The sequence below is a fragment of the Acidovorax sp. KPB24-07 genome, from assembly GCF_057543315.1.
The window spans coordinates 1-4,424 of sequence record NZ_BAAJYS010000281.1; the positions used below are offsets into that span (position 1 = coordinate 1).

5 protein-coding genes are annotated in these 4,424 nt (G+C 66.2%); 1 reads left to right on the forward strand and 4 read right to left on the reverse strand.

The genetic code is table 11. The features are described from left to right. The 4 genes from AC27IQ_RS19265 to AC27IQ_RS19280 all read right to left on the reverse strand — a co-directional run. Positions 1–128 (reverse strand): P-II family nitrogen regulator (locus tag AC27IQ_RS19265; RefSeq protein WP_487090445.1); only part of this gene is annotated, 128 nt, incomplete at its 3' end. Between the two features lie 42 nt (positions 129–170). Beyond that, positions 171–899 carry a TorF family putative porin gene (locus AC27IQ_RS19270; RefSeq protein WP_487090443.1) on the reverse strand — a complete coding sequence of 243 codons (729 nt, stop codon included), beginning with the start codon at positions 897–899 and terminating at the stop codon, positions 171–173. Between the two features lie 296 nt (positions 900–1,195). Further along, a complete protein-coding gene (locus AC27IQ_RS19275) occupies positions 1,196–2,809 on the reverse strand; it encodes a SulP family inorganic anion transporter (RefSeq protein WP_317357317.1) in 1,614 nt (537 codons plus the stop codon). A gap of 18 nt (positions 2,810–2,827) precedes the next feature. Beyond that, positions 2,828–3,490: a carbonic anhydrase gene (locus AC27IQ_RS19280; protein ID WP_284405745.1), complete on the reverse strand. Its 663-nt coding sequence runs from the start codon at positions 3,488–3,490 to the stop codon at positions 2,828–2,830. Between the two features lie 518 nt (positions 3,491–4,008). Here AC27IQ_RS19280 and AC27IQ_RS19285 point away from each other — a divergent pair. Further along, positions 4,009–4,424 (forward strand): magnesium chelatase domain-containing protein (locus AC27IQ_RS19285; protein ID WP_487090444.1); only part of this gene is annotated, 416 nt, incomplete at its 3' end.

A 4,424-nucleotide genomic window follows, 5' to 3' on the forward strand; every position in this document is an offset into this window, starting at 1 on the left:
GTGTGGCCCTTCTGGCGGCCGAAGCCCTTGACCTCGGTCACCGTAATCCCTTGGACCCCGATGTCCGACAGGGCTTCGCGCACCTCGTCGAGCTTGAAGGGTTTGATGATGGCTGTCACCATTTTCATGTTGCTTTTCTCCATTGGAGGCACCCCTCGGCGCCCGTTGTCTTACAGGGTTTTCGTGAGCGCAACGATCAGGCGCGACTTGTTGACCGGGCCGAAGAAGGCCTTCTTGTTGGCGCCCACCACGGCGGCCGACAGGGACAGGCCCGAACCGAAGTCGTAGGCACCGCCCACGCTGTAGTCCATGTAGTTGGGCACGCCCAGGTCCTTGATGTCGCTGGCGAAGCGCGTGAAGCCGACCGATGCCTTCAGCGTCGTCTTGGGGGCCACTTCCTGCGCATAGGCCAGGTTCAGGTAGCCGGTGTTGCGGCCCTTGTTGCTGGTCGTCTTGGCGGAGGCCCAGCCGAAGTAGTCCTTGGAGATGGTGTGCGAGTACTTCGCCGTCAGCGGGCCGTAGGTGGCCGCGCCGTAGAGTTCGGTGGTGTTGCCGACGGAATTGCCGGGGTACGCATAGGTCAGCGCGCCCAGGTCCAGGTCCACGTCGCCGGCCTTGAATTTGTAGCCGCCATAGAAATCCATCTCGATGGAATTGCCCGGCAGCCAGTCCACGCTGGAGTTCCAGTTGCCCAGATACCAGCCGCTGTCGCCGAAGCTGTAGTCGAAGCCGCCCTGGATGGCGGGCTTGACGGCCTTGACCCGGCTGGCGTCCTGGTCCTGGCCACGGAACTTGTAGTTGGTGGTCAGGCTGACGTTGCCCGTCAGTTGTGCGCTGGCCAGCAGAGGCAGGGCGGCAACGAAGGCGACGCTCAAGGACTTCATGGATACACGGGACATGGTTCCTCCGGGGGTGGCTGATTAGGGATGTCCACGCTCCAAGCATGGACCGTGCCATCTCCCTCGCACGGTGCCATCCGGGCCTGGACGCCGGCCTGGCAGCTATGCCGAAAGTGGTTACATGCTATGCGCCCGCGTTACTTTTTGCACCATTGCAGTGCCACCAAGGCCATGATTCGCCGCGATCGTCCGTCCATGCACCTCCATGGGGACAGGGCGGCGGGACACACTGCGTTGGTGCATCCCGCCGCCCGGCCGGGCCGACCGCGCTGTTTTTGGAGGAAGCGCTCCCGCCGTCAGCGCGCCGAACGGGCCTTGAGCCACTGCGCCGGGGGCTCGTCCGAAGGGACGGGGGGGCCCGCCTGCGGCATGGATCGCAATTCGACCTGAATGCCGCGCTCCTGCGCATGGGCCATGAAATCGTCCAGCGCCTCGCGGATGTCGCGGTCCATGAAGCCGCAGTTGCAGCCGTCGATGACCAGCGAATGCCCCGGCTCCACCCGGTTCAGGTGGTTGCGCAGCGTGGCCTTGCTGAAGAACGACACATCCTTGCTGAGCCGGATCAGGTGGACGTTGCCCTCGGAGATCATCGTCAGCGCGCCGCGCGTGTTCGCCTGGATCAGGAAGAGCATGCTGCAGGCCAGCCCGATGAGGATGCCGATGAGCAGGTCGGTTGCCAGGATCGCGCCCACCGTCACCGCGAACGGCACGAACGCCGACCAGCCTTCGCGCCAGACCGCCGCGATCATGGCCGGCTTGGCCAGCTTGAAGCCGGTGTGCAGCAGCACGGCAGCCAGCGCGGCCAGCGGCACCCACTGCAGGAACTCCGACAGGAACAGCACGCTCGCCAGCAGCAGCACGCCATGGAACACCGCCGACAGCCGGGTGCGCGCACCGGACTGGATGTTGGCCGAGGTGCGCACGATCACCGCCGTGATCGGCAGCCCCCCCAGCAGGCCGGCCAGCAGGTTGCCCACCCCTTGCGCCTGCAGCTCCCGGTTGGGCGGCGCCACGCGCTTGAGGGGATCGAGCCGGTCGGCCGCCTCCAGGCTCAGCAGGGTTTCCAGACTGGCCACGACGGCGAGGGTGAAGGCGATGGTGTAGACCTCCGGCCGCGCCAGCGCCGACCAGTCGGGCGAGGCGAGCTGCGACCACAGCGCGGCCAGGCCGTCGCCTTCGGGCAGGGCCACGCGCTGGTGGTCGGGCAGCGCCACGGACGGCTCGGTGGCCATGGCCACGGCCTGGTACCCGATGCCCCAGAGCACCGCCAGCAGCGGCCCGGGCAGCCGGCCGATCAGCGGCAGGCGCTTGGCCCAGGGGGAGTCCCAGGCGAACAGGATGGCCAGCGCACCGGCGGCGATGATCACCGCACTGCCGGTGACGGCGCCGACCAGCCGGCCCAGGTCATCGAATCCGTCGATCGTGCGGGGCACCAGGCGCATGGCCTGCTCGCCCGACACGAAGCCGAACGCCACCGGAAGCTGCTTGAGGATGAGGATCAGCCCGATGGCGGCCAGCATCCCCTTGATGACGGGCGAGGGAAAGCAGGCGCCCAGATCGCCGGCCTGCAGGCGGCCGAACAGCCACTGCAGCGCGCCCGCCACCATCACGGCCACGAGGAACGCCTCGAAGCTCCCCAGCTTGGCGATCGCATCGACGACGATCACGACCAGGCCGGCCGCCGGCCCGCTCACGCTGAGCTGGGAGCCCGACAGCCAGGCCACGACCAGCCCGCCCACGATGCCGGAGACAAGCCCCGCCATCAGCGGCACGCCGCTGGCCAATGCGATGCCCAGGCACAAGGGCAAGGCCACGAGGAAGACGACGACGCCCGCCGGCACGTCGCTGCGCCAGTGGGCCAGAAGACCGGCGGCCGACGCGCCGTCCGGGTTGCGAAGGGTGGTTTGCATGGTGCGCACTCCTTCGGGTCAGGCCGCCGCGGCCAGCTGGATGCTGCTGGCATCGAGGTCCAGCACCTGGCGCAGGCGCCCGTCCCGCAAGGCGTAGACCCAGCCCAGCAGCTGCAGGGACTGCCCCCGCTGCCAGGCGCGCTGCACCTGGGGCGTGGCCGCCAGCGTGTGCACCTGATCGGCCACGTTCAGCTCCACGAAGCGGCCCACCCGGGCAGCGACTTCATCGGCATCGTCCGGGTCGGGGACGGTCTGGCCGTCGATCTCGCCCGCACGGCGGCGGTACAGGGCCCGCAGCGGGCGAAGGTGCTCGGCCAGGTAGTCTCCGCGCGCCGGCACCGCGCTTTCGGCCGGCATCAGGGCGGCCCGGACGCCGCCGCACCCCTCGTGGCCACAGACGATCACGTACCGCACCTGGAGCACGTCGAGGGCGTATTGCAGCGCGCTCATGATGTTGGGATCGTCCGGACGCACCAGGTTCGCCACGCTGCGGTGCACGAACAACTCGCCCGGCAAGGCATTGGTGATGCTTTCGGCGGGCACGCGGCTGTCGGCGCACCCGATCCAGAAGACGCGCGGCTGCTGGCCGGCCACCAGGTTTTCGAAAAATGCCGGGTCGCGTGACGTCATTTCGTCAGCCCAGGCACGGTTTTGAAGCATGAGTCGCGTGGTCAGGTCCATGGAAACCTCCGTGTTGTTGATTCGATGTTGCAGTGCAGCACGGTATTAGGCTAGATCAAAAACCACTGCCATTTTTAATATGGGGTTTTTATGTTTCATTTGCTTGCGTGTGATTCGATCAATGGCCTCCACGCCACGCTGGTTTTCCACACAACATAAGGAAATTTTATTTAACACATCGAGTGAAAATAATATTCGCAGCGAATAAAGTACGGAGTTGTACATTATTAAACCGCTGTTTATCTTTTCGGGTCCGACCTTTTCATGTAATTAATCTCCGGCTTTGCCGGTCCTGATTAACCCCGGCAAACAAAGGCATTCAAAACAGGACCGCAACGGCGGCGCGCGGCGGCCGACCGATGGCGCGATCCCGCGCCCCGGCGCGGCCAGCCTGGGCGCCCTCTGCACTGGTTCTCAACCGCTGCCGTGCCGGGAGGGCCGCGATTGCCGATATCCTCGCCCTTCGAAATTCAGGCGCTGGCGAACAGCCGGCTTTCCAACGAGGGAGAAAATCAACCATGGGTCTTGCTTTGGTGCAGAGCCGGGCATTGCTGGGACTGCAGGCCCCGTGCGTGACGGTCGAAGTGCATCTGGCCAACGGATTGCCCAGCTTCACGCTGGTCGGTCTGGCGGATGTGGAAGTGAAGGAGGCGCGGGAACGCGTGCGCTCGGCACTGCAGAATGCCGGGCTGGAGTTTCCGCACAACCAGAAAATCACGGTCAATCTCGCTCCGGCCGATCTGCCCAAAGACTCCGGCCGATTCGATCTGCCGATTGCGCTTGGGATTCTGGCGGCCAGCGGGCAGATCGACAGCGCGCGCCTGGCGGGCCACGAGTTCGCGGGAGAACTGTCGCTGTCCGGCGAGTTGCGCCCCGTGCGCGGCGCGCTCGCCACCAGTCTGGCCCTGCGCTCGGCCGGCGTGGCCGTGCGCAT